This is a genomic window from Stenotrophomonas sp. ZAC14D2_NAIMI4_6 (assembly GCF_003086875.1).
Classification (GTDB): domain Bacteria; phylum Pseudomonadota; class Gammaproteobacteria; order Xanthomonadales; family Xanthomonadaceae; genus Stenotrophomonas.
Map to the genome: position 1 here is coordinate 2,819,034 of NZ_CP025996.1, position 17,244 is coordinate 2,836,277.

Genomic DNA, 17,244 nt, shown 5'->3' on the forward strand with positions numbered 1-17,244 from the left:
TGCGTCACACTTTTTGCACATCGTCTAAGAATGGATGCTGAAGGGGGAATTCATGGTTGTTCATCGACCGCTGGCGCTCTGCGTCGGCCTGGCCTGCGCCGCTCTGGCGTCCGGGGCCCACGCGGCGCCGCCGCCCACCCAGGCCACCCGTGCCGATCGGCTGGCTGAAATCGGCCATTACCGTGACCAGGCCCACTGGGTTGATGCGCTGGCCGCCATCGAGCGCGCGCAGCAGGTCGAACCCAACGATGACCTGCTGTACAAGCTGCAGGTGCTCACCCTGGGCGACATCGGCAATGCGCACCGCGCCTGGCGCCTGTACCAGGCACGGCCGCAGTTGTTCGATGCCGACCAGAAGGCCCGGCTGGAAGCGAACTACGTAGCCAAGCTGGTTAACTGGAGCCTCGCCTACGGCCAGACCGAAGATTCGCGCCTGGACGAGGCCGAGGATGCGCTGGCTGAAATGGAGCAGTACGTGCAGCGCGACGGCACGCCGCTGGCGCAGGCCCCCCTGCGCATCCGCATGGACCGGCTGATCCTGCTCAACCGCCTGTCACGGCACGCACAGGTGCGCGATGAAGCACGCGCCCTGCAGGCCGAAGGCCATGCCCTGCCCGACTATGTGCTGCCGGCGGTGGGCGATTCGATGATGGCCACCCAGCACCCCGACGAAGCCATTCCGCTGCTGGAAGCGGCGGTGAAGAACGATCCGTCGCGCTTCCAGTCGCGCTCTGAATTGGCCTACGCCTACCTGGAAACCGAGCAGGCAGAAAAAGCCATCGGCTACCTGCAGGCGTGGCAGAAGGACGAACCGGCCTGGCGCTGGGGCGGCGGCAAGAGCCCGTACGCCAACTGGGCGCGCTACGAGGCCGACGTGAACCTGGCGATGATCCGCGCCTACAGCGGCGACCTGCCCACCGCGCAGCGCGAACTGGAAGCCCTGGTGGACGTGGGCCCGGGCAACGGCGGCCTGCAGACCGCGCTGGGCAGCGTGTACCAGATGCGCGGCTGGCCGCGGCGTTCGCTGGAACGCCACCAGATGGCCTACACGCTGGACCCGCGCGACGTCTCGCCGCGCCTGGGCATGCACGAAGCCTACGTGCAGCTGCAGCGCGACGATCTGGCGCGGCCGCTGCACGACGATCTGCTGGAACGCTACCCCAACCAGCCCTCGGTGCTGCGCATGGACCGCGACTGGCGCGCACACCGCGGCTGGCAGCTGCAGGCCACCGTTGAAGGCGGCCGCAGCTCGGGCGGCGGCGGCACCTCGCCGCTGGGCAACGACGACCTGCATTACGGCATGGAAGTGGCCACGCCCATCCTGGACGACCGCTGGCGGCTGTTCGCCTTCGCCGACCGCCGCTCGGTCACCTTCCAGGACCAGAAGATCAACCCGCTGTGGATGGGTGCCGGCGTGCGCTACCGCTTCGGCCACGCAGACGCCGAAGCCGCCGTGCTTCGTCCCAACGACAGCATCGGCGACACCGGTCTGCGCGGTGGCTTCGGCTGGCAGTTCAACGACCAGTGGCATGCCGGCGTCACTGCCGCGCGCAACGATCCGGAAGCCTCGATGCAGGCCCGCGTCTCGGGCATCACCGCCGACAGCGTGGCCGTGGCCGTGGACTACACCCGTAACGAGCGCACCCACTGGAGCCTGGGTGGCAGCCAGTTCCGCTACGACGACGGCAACCGCCGCGACACCCTGACCAGCGCCATCGAACAGCGCCTGCTGACCCGCCCGCGCCTGCTGATCGATGGCCTGGGCAGCGTCTACACCAGCCGTGGCAGCCAGGACGACGCACCGTACTTCAATCCCTCGCGCGACCGCTCGGTGGAAATCGGCCTGCGCATCGACCAGCAGTTGTGGCGCCACTACGAACGCCACTTCCGCCACCGCCTGACGGTGTCGCTGGGCGACTACTGGCAGGAAGGCTATGGCAGCGCACTGATTCCCAGCGTGGCGTACCGCCACGAATGGCAGTTCAGCCAGGGGCGCATCCTGGAATACGGGGTGAGCTGGTCGCGGCCGGTCTACGACGGCCAACGTGAACGTCATATCGGCTTCGATGCCGCGCTGCGCTGGGGAGAGTGAGATGGAACGGATGCTTCGCTACCTGATGACCACCGTGCTGCTGGGCCTGCTGGCCCTGGCACTGCCGGCCGCAGCCCAGCAGCCCACCGAGCTGGATGCCAGCGACAACGGCCTGCTGATCCTGAGCTACCACGACATCCGCGATGACGTGCGCGAAAAGGCCGACGCCGACGCCTACGCGGTCAGCACGCAGAACTTCGCCGCACACCTGGACTGGCTGTCGGCGCACGGCTACCACCCGATCTCGCTGTCGCAGCTGATCAAGGCCTCGCGCGGAGAAGCGACGCTGCCGCCGCGGCCGGTGCTGCTGACCTTCGATGACGGCCTGCGCAGCGTCTACACCCGCGTGTACCCGCTGCTGCGTGCGTACAACTACCCGGCGCTGGTGGCAGTGATCACCGACTACGTGGACATGGCACCGGGCCGCACCATCGACTATGGCTACCGGCCGTTCGGCCATGACGATTTCCTGACCTGGGCACAGCTGCGCGAGATGCAGTCCAGCGGACTGATCGAACTGGCCAGCCACACCGACAACCTGCACCACGGCGTGCAGTCCAACCCGCAGGGCAACCAGACCCCGGCGGTGATCACCCGCGTGTACGACCCGAAGGCGCAGCGCTACGAAACCGCGCAGGAGTACGAACAGCGCCTGCGCGCCGACCTCGGCCGCAGCGTGCAGTTGATCAAGAAAGAGCTGGGGGTGACGCCGAAGGCGATCGTCTGGCCGTACGCCGCCTACAATCAGATGAGCAACGACATTGCCGAGCAGTTGGGCATGCCGGTGTCGTTCGATCTGGAAGGCCGCAGCACGCCGGTGACCCGCGACCTGCACGGTCTGGCGCGCCTGCTGGTGACCAACAATCCGAACACCGCCTCGCTGGCCTTTGAACTGCGCCGCAATGTCAGCCTGGATGGCACCCGCGCGCTGCAGATCGACATGGATGCGGTGTACGACGCCAACCCCGCGCAGCAGGCGCGCAACCTGGATGCGCTGATCGAGCGCGTAAAGAAGGTCGGCCCGACCCACGTCTACCTGCAGGCCTTCGCCGATCCGGACGGCAACAACACCGCCGATGCCCTGTACTTCCCCAACCGCCACCTGCCGATGCGTGCGGACCTGTTCAACCGCGTGGCCTGGCAGCTGAAGACCCGTGCCGGGGTGAAGGTGTATGCGTGGCTGCCGGTGCTGGGCTACGAACTGCCCGACGCCGCACAGCGCACCGCGCTGGGTATCGCCAGCCCGGAACACGATGGCATGTACCGGTTGGACTTCACCCAGCCGCAGGCGCGGCAGATCATCAAGGACATCTACGAAGACCTGGCCATCAATTCGTACTTCGAAGGCCTGCTGTTCCATGACGATGCCTACGTGCGCGACACCGAACTGGCGCAGCTGCCGCAGGAAGGCCCCGATGGCGGCCGCACACAGGCACTGATCGACTTCACCCTGGAACTGCGTGACAGCGCGCAGCGCTGGCGGCCGAAGCTGGGCACGGTGCGCAACCTGTACGCCCAGCCGGTGCTGGAACCGCAGAGCGCCACCTGGTTCGCCCAGCGCCTGGACCTGTTCAACAAGGCCTACGACCGCACTGCACTGATGGCCATGCCGTGGATGGAAGGCAGCCGCCACCCCGAGCGCTGGCTGGACCGCCTGGTCACCGCCGTGCGCGCGCACGACCCGGACCTGAAGCACACCATGTTCGAACTGCAGACCGTGGATTGGCGCACACAGACGCCGATCAGCGGCCAGCGCCTGCGCGCCCAGGTGCGCCGCCTGCAGGCACAGGGTGTACGCCACTTCGCGTGGTACCCGGACGATTTCATTGCCGACAAGCCGTCGACCGTGGACGCGCGCGCCGCGATGTCTGCGCGCAACTTCCCGTACCCGGAGAAGTGACATGGACATGAGCCCCTGGCTGTATGCCCTGTTCCAGTTCGCCTTCTTCTACCCGATGGTGATGGCGTTCTTCTGGATGTCCGGTGGCCTGTACTACTTCTTCCGCCGCGAGCGGAAGTCGCGGCCGCGCAACGATCCGCCACCGATGGCCGAATACCCGTTCGCCACGCTGCTGATTCCCTGCCACAACGAATCGGACAACCTGGACGACACCATCGGCGCGGCGCTGGCCCAGCGCTACCCGGATTTCGAAGTGATCGCCATCAACGATGGCAGCCGCGATGACACCGGCGCGCGCCTGGATGCACTGGCCGCGCAGCACCCGCGCCTGCGCGTGGTGCACCTGGACCGCAACCTGGGCAAGGCCAATGCGCTGCGCATGGGCGCGCTGGCCGCGCGTTCGGAATACCTGGTGTGCATCGATGGCGATGCGATGCTGGAAGAGTTCGCCATGCACTGGATGGTCTGGCACCTGACCAGCGGCCCGCGTGTGGGCGCGGTGACTGGCAATCCGCGCATCCGCAACCGTTCGACCCTGCTGGGTCGCCTGCAGGTGGCCGAGTTCTCCTCGATCATCGGCATGATCAAGCGTGCCCAGCGCGTGTACGGGCGCATCTTCACCGTGTCCGGGGTGATCGCCGCGTTCCGCCGCACCGCCCTGCACCGCATCGGCTACTGGGCCGACGACATGGTGACCGAGGACATCGACATCAGCTGGCGCCTGCAGCTGGACCACTGGGACATCCGTTACGAGCCCAACGCGCTGTGCTTCATCCTGATGCCCGAAACCCTGAAGGGTCTGTGGCGGCAGCGCCTGCGCTGGGCGCAGGGTGGCGTGGAAGTGCTGCTGCGGCATGGCACTTCGCTGTTCAGCTGGCGCAAGCGGCGCATGTGGGGGGTGTTGCTGGAGTACATCCTGAGCGTGTTCTGGGCGTACACCATGTTGCTGATCGTGGTGCTGTGGGCGCTGGGCAAGTTCGTTCCGCTGCCGGCCCCGCTGTACATCGATACGCTGCTGCCGCAATGGCACGGCGTGATCCTGGCGCTGGTCTGCCTGCTGCAGTTCGCCAGCAGCCTGATCATCGACCGTCGTTACGAAACACACATTGGACGCAACTACTTCTGGGTCATCTGGTACCCGATGGCGTACTGGTTGATCAGCCTGTTCACCACTCTGGTGGCGTTGCCGAAGACGCTGTTCAAGCGCCGCGGCAAGCGCGCCACGTGGGTCAGCCCTGACCGGGGGATCCGATGAGCACCGTACGTGGCACCACCACCAAGAAACCGTCCAACCGCTTCGATTCGCGGTTGATCCAGAAGCCTCGCCAGCAGCCGCGCCTGCAGCGCACGGCCTGGGGCTTCGTCACCCTGGCCTTCTGGGGCTTCTACTTCTACCTGTGGGCACCACTGGTCACGCTGATCTCGTGGCTGCTGGGCGGGCAGATGGCGTTCGTGCAGTTGTACCAGCACAAGCAGCATTTGGACCCGTTCGTGATGATCGCGCTGCCGATCATCCTGGTGTGCTGCGCGCTGCTGCTGATCGCCTGGGCCGAGTACAACCGCTACCGTTTCGCCGGCAAGGAACGGCGCGCGCCGCGGGTGGATTCGAGCCGGGCGGAGATCGCCCACTCGCTGGGTGCCAGCGATGCACTGGCCGATCTGCTGGTGAATGCCAAGGCGGTGACGCTGCACATGGATGACAACGCACGCCCGGTGGGCCTGACGCGGCAGCCGCTGGTGTAAGGGGGAGTTGTTTCGGCAGGGCTTGCAGCCCTGCACGTGCTTCAAGCCAGAGCAACGGCAACGGCAACGGCAACGTCAAAAGCTGGGTATCCGTGGGATGGCGGGGCGGTGTGGGTGGGCAGGACACGCCGCAAGTACGTCCGTGTAGGCTCGTAGGCGCCATCCATGGCGCCTGCGGTCCTGCCCACCCACACCGCCCCACCTCTGACGGGTTCACTCGGCTGTTGGCAACGGCGACTTTTCGAGCGCGCGGCTATTGGTAGGTGTCGACCTTGGTCGACACAGTAGATCCACGCCATGCGTGGATGATCTTCCATGGAAATCGAATATTGAACTCGGGGTCAGAGCCCGTTGCCGTTCCGACAAATCGCGCTGTTGGTAGGTGTCGACCTTGGTCGACACATCTGTCAGTTACCGAATGAATCATCCACGCATGGCGTGGATCTACTGACGGATGCCGAAACAATTGCGGGGTCAGAGCCCGTTGCGCAGCAACGGGATCCGACCCCATGCCGTTCCCACAGCGCTCGCCAACGGTAGGTGTCGACCTTGGTCGACACATCTGTCAGATACCGAATAAATCATCCACGCATGGCGTGGATCTACTGACGGATGCCGAAACAATTGCGGGGTCAGAGCCCGTTGCGCAGCAACGGGATCCGACCCCATGCCGTTCCGACAGATCGTGCCGACAGTAGGTGTCGACCTTGGTCGACACATCTGTCAGGTATCGAATGAATCATCCACGCATGGCGTGGATCTACTGACGGGTGCCGAAACAATTGCGGGGTCAGAGCCCGTTGCCGTTCCGACAGATCGCGGGAAACTGTCAGAGGTGGGGCGGTGTCGGAATGCGGGGTGTCAGCCGCATGGATGCGGCTGCCAAGCCTACAGGGGTGAGGGCGCTTTGCTTGCGAAGCACTGCTTCGCAAGCGCCCGAACGCACAGCCGCCATCGGCTGGGCCGGGCCCCGGAGGGGGACTTGCGGCGTCCCCGCATTCCGACACCACCCCGCCATCCCACGGAATGCACGCTTTTGACGTTGACGTGCAGCAGGTGCAGGGCCGCAGGCCCTGCCGCAAAGCCCCCTACCGGGTCTGCCCTTCGCCACGTACCACGAACCGTTCCACGGTCAGCGCTTCCAACCCCATCGGGCCATACGCGTGCAGGCGCGTGGTGGAAATGCCGATCTCGCTGCCCAGCCCCAACTGGCCACCATCGGAAAAACGCGAGGACGCGTTGACCATTACCACCGCCGAACGCAGCGCGTTGACGAAGCGCTCGGCATTGCCGGCGTCTTCGGTCGCAATCACTTCGGTATGGTCAGAGGTATACGTGCGGATGTGGGCGATCGCCGCGTCCAGGTCATCGACCACGCCGACTGCCAGCACCAGATCGAGGAACTCGGCAGCGAAATCCTCGTCGGTAGCGGCCGTGCTGCCCGGAAGCAACGGCTGCGCGCGCGCGTCGGCACGCAGCTCCACCCCGCGCTCGCCCAGCGCCTGCGCCGCGCGCGGCAGGAACGCCTCGGCCACGTCGCGGTGCACCAGCAGCGTTTCCAGCGAATTGCAGGCCGCCGGGCGGCTGCACTTGCCATCCACCAGCAGCGCAACGGCCTTGTCCAGATCAGCGCTGGCATCCACGAACAGATGGCAGACACCCTTGTAGTGCTTGATGACCGGAACCCGTGCGTGTTCGGCAACGAAGCGGATCAGGCCTTCACCGCCACGCGGAATGGCCAGGTCGATCAGCTCGTGCAGCTGCAGCAGTTCCAGCATGGCCTCGCGGCGCAGATCGGTCAGCACGGTCACCGCCGCCGGCGGCACGCCGTTGGCCTTCAGTGCACCGGCCAGGGCCTGGGCGATGGCGGTGTTGGAATGGATGGCCTCGGAACCACCGCGCAGGATCACCCCGTTGCCGGCCTTCAGGCACAGCGCGGCGGCCTCTGCGGTCACGTTCGGGCGTGCCTCGTAGATCATCGCGATCACGCCCAGCGGCACGCGCACCTTCTGCACGCGGATACCGTTGGGGCGCACATCGTCGCGGGTTACCTGCCCAACCGGATCGGGCAGCGCGGCCACGTCGCGCACCGCTTCGGCCATGCCGAACAACCGCGCCGGGTCCAACGCCAGGCGGTCCAGCATCGCCGCGCCCACGCCTTTTTCCCGCGCTGCTGCCAGATCGCGTGCGTTGCCAGCCAGGATCAGGCCAGCGTTCGCTTCCAATGCCTGTGCCATGGACAGCAGCAATGCACGGCGCGCCGCACTGTCCAGCCCGGCAACCACCGTGGCCGCATCACGGCAGGCCCGCGCCTGCGCTTCGATTTCACTCATGGGGATATCCTGCGGTTGGTTCATGGCAGCACCAGATCGTCGCGATGCACGACCGTGCCACCGTAGTTGTAGCCGAGCACGGCCTGGATGTCGCGCGTGTGGCGCCCGGCGATGCGGCGCACATCGTCGGCGGCGTACTGGCTGACCCCGCGCGCCACGCAGACCCGCCCCGCGTCGCTGTTCCAGCACACCTGCACCATGTCACCGCGACGGAACGCGCCGTCGGCGCCGATGATGCCGCCGGGCAACAGCGAAGCGCCCTTCTCGCGCATGGCCTGCGCGGCACCGGCATCGACCAGGATCGCGCCCTTGGCCAGCGGGGCATGCCGCAGCCAATGCTTGCGCGCCGCTTCACGGCTGCGGGCGGCGTGGATGCGCGTGCCAAACAGCCGATCGCGGGTCAGCGCGCGCACCACGTCACCGCTGCGGCCGTTGAACAGATAGGTTTCAATGCCGAGCCGGCCGGCCTTGGCAGCGGCTTCCAGCTTGGTCCGCATGCCACCGGTACCGGCACGCGAGCCTGCACCGCCAGCCATGGCCAACACGGCATCGCTCAACTCGGCAACGTCGTGCAGCGGCTGCGCGTCGGCCACCGTGCGCGGGTCGGCGCTGTACAGCCCGTCGATGTCGGTGGCGATGAACAGCGCATCGGCGTCGACCAGCGCGGCCACCGTGGCGGCCAGGTTGTCGTTGTCGCCAAGCTTGAGTTCGTCCACCGAAACGGTGTCGTTCTCATTCACCACCGGCAGTGCGCCCAGCCGCAGCAGCTCGTTCAGCGTTGCGCGCGCATTGAGGTAGCGGCGGCGGTTGCGCAGGTCGTCGTGGGTCAGCAGCACCTGGGCCACCGGGCGCTCGAAGAAGCGCTGCCACAGGCCGATCAGCTGCGCCTGGCCCAGTGCGGCCAGGGCCTGGCGGGCGGCCATGGCCGCGCCGGGTTCATCCACGCGCGGCAGGATCGCCCGCCCCGCCGCGACAGCGCCGGAGGAGACGATCACTACTTCGCGGCCGGCCAGCACATGGGCCGACACGAACTGGGCCAGGCCCAGCGCATGGCGCGGCGACAGTCCGCCACCATCGGCGGCCAGCAGACTGCTGCCCACCTTCAGCACCGCACGCCGCCACGGCGGCAGCGCTTGTTCGGGGAACCGCGAGGCGACGTGGGCAGCGGGGTGTGTCATCAGCGGGATCTCAGCGGGTACGCCATTCGTGCACGGTCAATTGCGAGGCGTGCATCGTCACCAGCGGATCGGTGGCTACGATGGCCTGGGCCTGCGCCAGGCTGTCCACGTTGCACAGCACGTAGGCGCCGCCGCTGCCATCGGTGAAGCCACCGGTCAGCTGCAGCTGGCCCTGCTCGCGCAGCGCGTCCAGGAAATCCAGGTGCGGCTGCACCGCGGCCTGGGTGAACGTGGGCAGGCGCAGGGCCATGACCAGATAGACGGTGCCGGACATCAGGCCAGCGCCAGCCAGCGCGCGCGCAGTTCGTCCAGGCGCAGGTCGGCGGCCGAACCGGGCGACACGCGCGCGGCCAGGCTGCCTTCCGGGGTACGCCCCTGCCCTGCACTGTCAGCGCCGGCAGCGGCGGCCTTGTAGGCCTCGCGGAACGGCACACCGGCCACGGCCGCTTCCACCGCAACGTCGGTGGCATACATGCCCGAATCGATCGCTGCACGCAGCTTGTCGTCGCGCCACTCCAGGTTGGCCAGCAGCGCCGGCAGCAGTTCCAGCGCGGCCAGGCCGCGACCGAAGCCGTGGAAGATGGCGCCCTTGGACGACTGCAGGTCGCGGTGGTAGCCCGACGGCAGCGACAGCAGCTGTTCGATCTCGGTACGCGCCGCGGCCACGCTGGCGTGGGTGGCGCGCATCAATTCGATCACGTCCGGGTTGCGCTTGTTCGGCATGATCGAGCTGCCGGTGGTGTACTGCGCCGGCAACGCGACGAAACCGAATTCGGCACTGGTGAACAGCGAAAGATCCCAGGCGATGCGGCGCAGGTCCAGGGTCGCTCCGCCCAAGGCCTCCAGCGCAGCCAGTTCGAACTTGCCACGCGACAGCTGTGCGTAGATGGGCGACACCTGCATGCGCGCAAAGCCCAGCGCAGCGGTGGTGTGTTCGCGGTCCAGCGGCAGGTTCACGCCATAGCCGGCGGCGGTGCCCAGCGGGTTGGCATCCACCAGTGCGTAGGTGTCGCGCGCGCGCACCGCATTGTCGATGAAGGCTTCGGCCCAACCGGCCCACCACATGCCCGCCGAAGACACCACGGCACGCTGGATGTGGGTGTAGCCGGGAATCGGCAGGTCCTTCTCGGCCTGCGCGCGGTCCAGCGCCACCTTGGCCACTTCGGCGCTCAGATGGGCCACGCGCTGCAGTTTCTCCTTCAGCCACAGGCGGGTGGCCACCAGGATCTGGTCGTTGCGGCTGCGCCCGGTGTGGATCTTGCGCCCGGCATCGCCCAGGCGTTCGGTCAGGCGAGCTTCAATCGCCGAATGACCATCTTCGTACTGCGTGTCCAGCACGAAACGGCCAGCGCGGAAGTCCTGCGCCAGCAGGTCCAGTTCGCGCAGCAGGCCGTCCAGTTCGTCGGCACTGAGGATGCCGATGTGCTGCAGGCCTTCGGCGTGCGCGGCACTGGCGGCGATATCGTGCAGGAAGAACTCACGGTCGAGGATCACGTCATCGCCGGCGAGGAAGGTCTGGATCTGTGCGTCGACCGCGACGCCCGGCTTCTGCCAAAGAAGGTCTGCCATGGGGGGCTCCGTAATACGAGTTCAGTGCGGGATCGACGTCAGTTCGTCGATACCCAGCGCAAGGTTGAGGTTCTGCATGGCCTGGGTGGCCGCGCCCTTCAGCAGGTTGTCCAGGGTGGCTACCACCACCACCCGCTTGCCACCGGGCGCCAGGGTGAAACCACCGACCTGGGCACCGTGGCGGCCGGCAATGCGGCTGACCCACGGTGCTTCGTCCACCACCTCCACCAGCGGTTCGCCGGCGTAGGCCTGCTCAAAACGCGCGACGATCTGCTCGCGGGTCTGCACCTGGTTCAACCACAGGTTCGCGGTCAGGGTGATGCCACGGAAGTGCGGCGCCACGTGCGGCATGAACTCCACGGCCACGCCCAGCTGCACCGACACTTCGCGCTCGTGCACGTGGTTGGTCAGCGCGTACGGCATCAGGTTGTCGGCCAGCAGCTCGACGTTGTTCTTGTCCGACGGGCTGGTGCCCGCACCGGAATAGCCGGACACACCGAAGCACTGCGGCGGGCCGGCCAGCAGGTCCAGCAGCGGGTGTACGGCCAACTGCATCGCGGTGGCGTAGCAGCCCGGGTTGCTGATGTGCTTCTGGCCGCTGTAACGGCTGCGGGTGAGCTCGGGCAGGCCGTAGTACCAGCCATTGTCGAAGCGGTAGTCGGCCGACAGATCGACGATCACCGTGTCAGGCCTGGTGGCGTCCAGCGCGGCCACGAACGGGGCGGCCAGGCCATTGGGCAGGGCCAGGATCACCGCATCCACGCCCTTGGCGGCCACGGCATCGGCATCCAGGTTTTCGTACTGCAGGTCGCCCTGCACTTCGGGGTGGTGGTCGGCCAGGCGCTGGCCGGCACGCTCGCGCGAAGACACGAAGGCCAGCTTCAAGCGCGGGTGGGCGGCCACCAGCTTGATCAGCTCGGCGCCGGTATGGCCACGGGCACCGACAATGCCCAGGGTGAAAGTCGAATCGCTCATGCGTGTTGGTCCAGGCGGTGCTGCAGGTGGCGCTTCACGCCCTGCCATTCCGCGTCGATGATGGAAAAGATGACAGTGTCACGCGGCGTGCCGTCGGCATGCCGCTTGTGGTTGCGCAGCACGCCGTCCTGCTTGGCGCCCAGGCGGGCGATGGCGGTGCGCGAGGCATGGTTGAACCAGCTGGTTTCCAGCACCACGCTGATGCAGCCCATCACCTCGAAGGCGTGCCGCAGCAACAGCAGCTTGGCCTCGGTGTTCACCCCGGTGCGCTGCACGCGCGGCGCATACCAGGTGTACCCCAGGCTGAGTTTGGGAACATCGGCTTCCAGGCCATAGAAGCGGGTGCTGCCGACGATGGCGCCGGCCGCATCACGAATCACGAACGGCAGCACCTTGCCTTCGGCCTGTGCATCCAGCGCGGCCTGCACGTAGTGCCCTGCCTGCTGCGGCGAAGGCACCTGGGTGTACCAGAGCTGGTCCAGGCCGCTGCCTTCCAGCGCCGCGGCCAGGCCGGGCACGTGCGCACGCTGCAGCGGTTCCAGCAGCACGTGCTGGCCGCGCAGGGTGGGAACGCTGTTCCAGGCATCGGCAGGCATCATGGCTCAGCCCTGCAGGCTCGGCGTGCGCTGGGCGCAGTGGTCGACATAGGTCTTGATGCGGTCGATGCCATCGGCGCCGAACCAGAACACCTTCCACTGGTCCTGCTTGTAGCAGCCATCGGATTCGGCGTAATAGAAGTGGTTGATCGGGTTGCCATGGCGCGAGCGCCAGAACAGCTGCGGGGTTTCGTCCAGCATCACGTTCCACACCGCCCGACCCAAGCCTTCGCCCTGCGCATCGTCCAGCACCGCGAACTTGTCCAGGTACACGCCCTCGGCCTCGTCGGTGAGGATGACCGCGGTGCGATAGTTCTCGCTCACATAGGCGCGCAGCAGGCGGGTCTTCTGGAAGTAATCGGCCACCAGGGTGCGGCCGAAGCTGGATTCGATCAGCCCCTTCAGGCGCGGCAGGTCCAGCTCGCTCCATTCGGTGGCGCGCAGCACTTTTTCGCCCTTGCGCACCAGCGTGCCCGAACCCTTGTGGGTGAACAGTTCCTTGGCCAGGTCGGCCGGACGGGTGATCGACACCGACGATTCCAGCGGCAGGCGATCCAGCAGGTCCTTGATCTGTTCGATCTTCACCTTCATGCCGCCGTGGATCCACGGCTGCGCGATCAGGTGGTCGTACTCGGTGGACAGGTTGATCGAATCGATCACCGTGCCCTGCTCGTCCAGCAGGCCGCCGGTGCCGGTCAGGAAGATGATCTTGTAGGGCTGCAGTTCCTGCACCAGCTCGTTGGCGGCGAAGTCGGCGTTGACGTTCAGGATCTGCCCACCGGCGGTTTCACCCAGGCTGGTGATGACCGGAATGGAGCCGGCGCGCAGGCTGGCTTCGATCGGCGCCAGGTTCACCTTCTTCACTTCGCCCACCAGACCGTAGGTGTCCAGGTCCAGGTATTCGGCTTCGAACACGCCGCCGGTAATGGACGTGGCACGCGCGCCGTTCTGCTGCAGGGCTTCGACCAGGCGCAGATTGGACTGCTGGAACACCCGGCGCACGATGGCCAGGGCTTCCGGCGAGGTCACGCGCAGGCCGTTGACCGTCTGCTTTTCGATGCCGGCCGCGGACAGTTCCGCATCCAGCTGCGGGCCGGCGCCGTGCAGCACGATCGGGGTCAGGCCCACTTCCTGCAGGAAGGACAGCGAGGAGGTCAGCGCTTCAAGGTCGTCGCGCAGCACGGCACCGCCAACCTTCACCACAGCGAAGCGCTTGGCATCCAACTGCGAAAAGCGCTTGAGGTACTGGCTGATCTCCTTCGCGCTGGCCATGCTGGAAAGCAGGCGCACGATGGTCTGGCGGGTCTGGCGGTGGGGCTGGAGGGCAGGAGACATTTCGGTTTCGTCGGAAAGGAGGAATCAGGCGCCGGCGGCGATGATGCGGTGCACGGCGTCGGTATAGCGCTGCAGCTGGTCCAGCGTCACGAACTCATCGGCGGTATGCGCCTGGGCGATGTCGCCCGGGCCGAACACCAGCGTGGTGTAGCCACCGGCCGAGAACAGCGAGGCTTCGGTCCAGAAATCCACCGCGTTGCCGATCGGCAGGTCCAGCGCATCGGCCACGTCGCGCGCCAGCAGGCGGCGGTGCTCGGCTTCGGCAATGTCACCGGCCGGCAGGCTGGGGCCACGGAAGGTTTCGGTGAACACCGCCGCTTCCGGCTCGGCAAAGCCGGCGAAGGTCGCCAACAGCGCATCGATGTCCATCGACGGCAGCGGGCGGAAACCGAAGCGCACCTCGGCGGCAGGCGCGATCATGTTGGCCTTGATGCCGCCTTCCACGCGGCCGATGTTGAAGCGCAGGCCGGTCAGGCCGCCGAAGCGTGCCGAGGCCAGCGATTCCACGTGGTCCAGCGCACGGTTGCCCCAGCGCATGGCCTGGTGCAGCGCACTGGCGGCGGCATCCTGCTTGCCCGAGGCATGGCCGGCGCGGCCGGCGAACTGCATCAGCACCGAGCTGATGCCACGGTGCGCCAGCACCGCCTCGCTCATGGTCGGTTCGGCCACCAGCACCGCTTCATAGGGCAGTCCACGGGCCAGGAACGCGGCGATGCAGCGCGGATCGTTGGCTTCTTCGTCACTGGAGAACAGGAACGCCGCATCACCATCGCTGGCGTTGGCCGCGGCTACCAGGGCTGCCGCCGCGCCCTTGATATCGCACACCCCCAGACCAACCACGCGGTCGTCCAGGCGGCGCATCACGTGCGGATCGGCAGTCCAGTGCGGCGAATCAGGCACGGTATCCAGGTGCACGTTGAACAGGTACTTCGGCGTACCGCGCACCGCGTACAGGCTGACCGCACCGGCGCCGTGGTCGATCACCTCGACGTTGAAGCCGGGCAGATGGTCGCGCAGGTAATCGAAGATGCCGCCAGTGGTGATCGCACGCGGCGGGTTGCGGGTGTCGAAGGACACCAGGGCCTGCAGATGCGAGATCGTCTGTTCAAGCATGAATCAAAGATCCTGTGGAATTCCGCCGGGCATGGCCCGGCGCTACCGTAATGCGTCTGGTGGAGAGCCCCCTTCTTGTTGAAGGGGGCGCGCCGAAGGCGCAGGGTTAAGGAGAAATGCGTGGGCTCGTGCTCAAGTCAACCGCGGTTGACTTGAGCAAAGAGCGTCGAGCTCATGCCGAACAGCTTGATGAAGCCTTCGGCTTCTTCCACGCCCCAGTCGGCCGACTGCGCGTAGGTGGCGCCCTTGGTGTTGAGCAGGTGCGGTGACTTCACCGCCACCGCGTCAACGCGGCCGCCACGGGTTTCCAGCACCACTTCGCCGTTCACCTTGGCCTGCGAGGACTTCAGGAACGCTTCGATGTCGGTCTTCAGCGGGTCGTGGTAGAAGCCTTCGTACACCAGCTCCACCCACTTGCGCGCCACGTCCGGCTTGAAGCGGTTCTGCTGCTTGGTAAGCACCGCATCTTCCAGCGCGCGGTGTGCGGCCAGCAGCGAAACCAGGCCCGGGGCTTCGAACACGATGCGGCCCTTCAGGCCGATCACGGTGTCGCCGGTGTAGACGCCACGGCCGACGCCATAGGGGGCGAACAGCTTGTTCAGCTGGGCCAGGATCTGGTCGCCCGGCAGGGCCTTGCCGTTCAGTTCGACGGCTTCGCCTTCCACGAACTTCAGGATGACGGTCAGCGCCTGTTCCGGCCACTCGCTGCGCGGCGAGCACCAGCCGCGGGCGCCTTCGCCCGGCGCTTCCCAACGGTCGATCTCGCCGCCGGACATGGTCACGCCCAGCAGGTTCTCGTTGATGGTGTAGGCCTGCTGCTTGGCGCGCACGCCGAAGCCGCGCTCTTCCAGGTACTTCTGTTCGTAGGCGCGGGTCTGGGTGTGTTCCTTCTGGATCTCGCGGATCGGCGCGATGATCTGGTAGTCACCCAGGGCCTTCACGGCCAGGTCGAAGCGGACCTGGTCGTTGCCCATGCCGGTGCAGCCGTGGGCGATGATGTTGGTGCCCAGTTCGGCGGCACGCTTCAGCGCGGCATCGACGATCAGGTAACGGTCGGACACCAGCAGCGGGTACTGGCCCTGGTAGCCTTCGCCGGCCCACACGAACGGCTTGACGAAGCCTTCCCAGATGGCCGGGCCACCGTTGACGGTCACGTGGCTGGTGACGCCCAGTTCGGCGGCGCGCTTTTCGATGAAATCGCGCTCTTCATCATCCACGCCGCCGGTATCGGCGAACACGGTGTGCACGTTGTAGCCGCGCTCCTGCAGGTAGGGCACGCAGAAGCTGGTATCCAGGCCGCCGGAGAAGGCGAGAACGACGTCTTTGTTGCTCATGGGGAGGGTATGTCCTGGTAGCGCCGGGCCGTGCCCGGCGGAAATGATTGAATCGGAAAAAAATCAGCGCCCGGCAACGGCGGCCATGATCGCCTTCTGCACGTGCAGGCGGTTCTCGGCTTCGTTGATGGCGATGCACTGCGGCGAATCCATCACGCCGTCGGTGGCCTTCACGTTGCGGCGCAGCGGCAGGCAGTGGCTGAACACACCGTTGTTGGTCAGCGCCATCTTGCGTTCGTCCACGATGAAGTGCTTGTACTGGTCGCGGATCGGCTTTTCCGGCTCCCAGTTGCCGAAGAACGGCAGCGCGCCCCAGCTCTTGGCGTACACCACGTCGGCACCGGCGTAGGCGCTGTCGATGTCATGGCTGATCTTCAGCGAACCGCCGCTCTCGGCCACGTTCTGCTCGGCCCAGCCCATGTAGCGGTCGTCCAGGATGTAATCGGCGGTCGGGCACAGCAGGGTCACGTCCATGCCCATGCGGGTGGCGATGGTCAGCGCCGAATTGGCCACCGCGGTGTTCAGCGGCTTGGGGTGGTAGGTCCAGGTCAGCACGTACTTCTTGCCACGCAGGTCCTGCGTACCGAAGTGTTCCTGCAGGGCCATGATGTGGGCCAGCTCCTGGCACGGGTGGGTGATGGTCTCCATGTTGATGACCGGCACCGGGGAGTACTTGGCGAAGCTGTTGAGGACGATGTCCTGGCGGTCGTAGGCCCAGTCCACGAACTTGGGGAACGCGCGCACGGCGATGATGTCGCAGTAACGGCCCAGCACCTTGGCCACTTCGGCGATGTGCTCTTCGGTATCGCCATCCATCACCGTGCCGAGGTTGAACTCGATCGGCCACGCATCCTTGCCCGGCTGCAGCACCACCGCGTGGGCACCCAGCTGGAAGGCGCCCAGTTCGAAGCTGGTACGGGTGCGCATGGACGGGTTGAAGAACACCAGCGCGATCGACTTGCCCTTGAGCTGGTCGCCGATCTTGTTGCGCTTGAACAGCTCGGCCTGGGTCAGCAGGGCGTCAAGCTCGCTGCGGCTCCAGTCCTGGGTGTTCAGGAAGTGCTTGGGGGACATCA

14 protein-coding genes are annotated in these 17,244 nt (G+C 66.5%); 4 read left to right on the plus strand and 10 right to left on the minus strand.

Annotated features, from left to right (window positions below):
- The first annotated feature begins 52 nt into the window (after nucleotides 1-52).
- From pgaA to pgaD, 4 genes are read left to right on the plus strand one after another with little or no spacing between them, the layout of a single operon-like run.
- Nucleotides 53-2,092, plus strand: coding sequence for a poly-beta-1,6 N-acetyl-D-glucosamine export porin PgaA (pgaA, locus tag C1933_RS13075; protein ID WP_108754840.1), 2,040 nt, complete (start codon nucleotides 53-55; stop codon nucleotides 2,090-2,092).
- A gap of 10 nt (nucleotides 2,093-2,102) precedes the next feature.
- Complete coding sequence (gene pgaB / locus C1933_RS13080) at nucleotides 2,103-3,992, plus strand: poly-beta-1,6-N-acetyl-D-glucosamine N-deacetylase PgaB (RefSeq protein ID WP_108754839.1); 1,890 nt, start codon at nucleotides 2,103-2,105, stop codon at nucleotides 3,990-3,992.
- Between the two features lies 1 nt (nucleotide 3,993).
- On the plus strand, nucleotides 3,994-5,247 hold the full coding sequence (pgaC, locus tag C1933_RS13085) for a poly-beta-1,6-N-acetyl-D-glucosamine synthase (RefSeq protein ID WP_108750122.1): 1,254 nt from the start codon (nucleotides 3,994-3,996) through the stop codon (nucleotides 5,245-5,247).
- Complete coding sequence (pgaD, locus tag C1933_RS13090; protein WP_108750123.1) at nucleotides 5,244-5,735, plus strand: poly-beta-1,6-N-acetyl-D-glucosamine biosynthesis protein PgaD; 492 nt, start codon at nucleotides 5,244-5,246, stop codon at nucleotides 5,733-5,735. Before pgaC ends, pgaD begins: the two co-directional genes overlap by 4 nt.
- Nucleotides 5,736-6,823: 1,088 nt before the next feature.
- Here the strand turns inward: pgaD and C1933_RS13095 are convergent.
- From C1933_RS13095 to C1933_RS13140, 10 genes are all read right to left on the minus strand, one after another.
- Nucleotides 6,824-8,092 (minus strand): glutamate-5-semialdehyde dehydrogenase, encoded by a 1,269-nt coding sequence (locus tag C1933_RS13095; protein ID WP_108753619.1) that lies wholly within the window; start codon nucleotides 8,090-8,092, stop codon nucleotides 6,824-6,826.
- The gene (gene proB / locus C1933_RS13100) at nucleotides 8,089-9,246 is read right to left on the minus strand and encodes a glutamate 5-kinase (RefSeq protein ID WP_108753620.1); all 1,158 of its coding nucleotides are present in this window, start codon (nucleotides 9,244-9,246) and stop codon (nucleotides 8,089-8,091) included. The genes C1933_RS13095 and proB overlap by 4 nt, the downstream gene beginning before the upstream one ends.
- 10 nt (nucleotides 9,247-9,256) lie before the next feature.
- The gene (locus tag C1933_RS13105; RefSeq protein ID WP_108753621.1) at nucleotides 9,257-9,520 is read right to left on the minus strand and encodes a YciI family protein; all 264 of its coding nucleotides are present in this window, start codon (nucleotides 9,518-9,520) and stop codon (nucleotides 9,257-9,259) included.
- Entirely contained in the window at nucleotides 9,520-10,815 is a 1,296-nt protein-coding gene (gene argH, locus C1933_RS13110) for an argininosuccinate lyase (protein ID WP_108753622.1), read from the minus strand. Before argH ends, C1933_RS13105 begins: the two co-directional genes overlap by 1 nt.
- A 21-nt stretch (nucleotides 10,816-10,836) precedes the next feature.
- Nucleotides 10,837-11,790: an N-acetyl-gamma-glutamyl-phosphate reductase gene (argC, locus tag C1933_RS13115; protein ID WP_108753623.1), complete on the minus strand. Its 954-nt coding sequence runs from the start codon at nucleotides 11,788-11,790 to the stop codon at nucleotides 10,837-10,839.
- Nucleotides 11,787-12,389: a GNAT family protein gene (locus tag C1933_RS13120; RefSeq protein ID WP_108753624.1), complete on the minus strand. Its 603-nt coding sequence runs from the start codon at nucleotides 12,387-12,389 to the stop codon at nucleotides 11,787-11,789. Before C1933_RS13120 ends, argC begins: the two co-directional genes overlap by 4 nt.
- Before the next feature lie 3 nt (nucleotides 12,390-12,392).
- Nucleotides 12,393-13,721, minus strand: coding sequence for an acetylglutamate kinase (locus C1933_RS13125; RefSeq protein ID WP_108753625.1), 1,329 nt, complete (start codon nucleotides 13,719-13,721; stop codon nucleotides 12,393-12,395).
- A gap of 24 nt (nucleotides 13,722-13,745) precedes the next feature.
- Nucleotides 13,746-14,834, minus strand: coding sequence for an acetylornithine deacetylase (locus C1933_RS13130; protein WP_108753626.1), 1,089 nt, complete (start codon nucleotides 14,832-14,834; stop codon nucleotides 13,746-13,748).
- 137 nt (nucleotides 14,835-14,971) lie between these two features.
- Nucleotides 14,972-16,168, minus strand: coding sequence for an argininosuccinate synthase (locus C1933_RS13135; RefSeq protein ID WP_108753627.1), 1,197 nt, complete (start codon nucleotides 16,166-16,168; stop codon nucleotides 14,972-14,974).
- A 63-nt stretch (nucleotides 16,169-16,231) separates the two neighbouring features.
- The gene (locus C1933_RS13140) at nucleotides 16,232-17,242 is read right to left on the minus strand and encodes an N-acetylornithine carbamoyltransferase (RefSeq protein WP_108750133.1); all 1,011 of its coding nucleotides are present in this window, start codon (nucleotides 17,240-17,242) and stop codon (nucleotides 16,232-16,234) included.
- Between the last annotated feature and the right edge of the window lie 2 nt (nucleotides 17,243-17,244).